The sequence below is a fragment of the Psychrobacter sp. 1U2 genome (genome assembly GCF_051847575.1).
On the sequence record NZ_JBPYDC010001539.1, the window covers coordinates 1 to 579 of the forward strand.

Below are 579 nucleotides of genomic sequence, written 5' to 3' on the forward strand. Positions count from 1 at the left end.
ATTGGGATAGAGGGTCTCTAGATAGTCATCCGTCTCAATAGTACGCTCAGTTTCAACACCTAATGCTTCTAGGCCATAGCCTTCTAAGCGCGCACTACGTCCAACGGCACAAAGCAATTCGTCATATTCAATCGCGATTTCTGCCTCATTGTGTTTCACCACAATATATTTTTTGTCGTCACGTATCTCACAGCGTATCGCTTGATGCGAGGTTAAGACATTTACGCCACTCTCAGTGAGTGCTTTTTGCGCAAATTCAGAGACTTCCACGTCTTCTTTTTTCATAAGACGTGCGCCTCTCTCGATTTGGGTCACGTTGGAGCCTAAGCGTGCAAAAGCTTGTGCCAGCTCTGAGCCAATTGGCCCGCCGCCAAGAACGACCAACTTTTTTGGTGCTTCTTCTAACTCGGTAAACTTGTTCCAAATAGTATCGCTGGTCACATAGCCAGTTTCTTCCAAACCTGGCAAGTCTGGTACAAATGGACGCGCGCCAGTCGCAATAACGATGGAGCGTGCGGTTAGTCGCTGCGTGCCGCCATCGTTTAGCGCAATCTCTACCGTCCATGGGTCGATAAATTT

Annotated in this window: 1 protein-coding gene; it reads right to left on the reverse strand. The window is 48.0% G+C overall.

What is annotated here, in order from left to right; genetic code table 11:
- Positions 1 to 579: FAD-dependent oxidoreductase (locus ACS8FD_RS23065; protein WP_439277570.1), on the reverse strand; the 579-nt coding region annotated here is incomplete at both ends.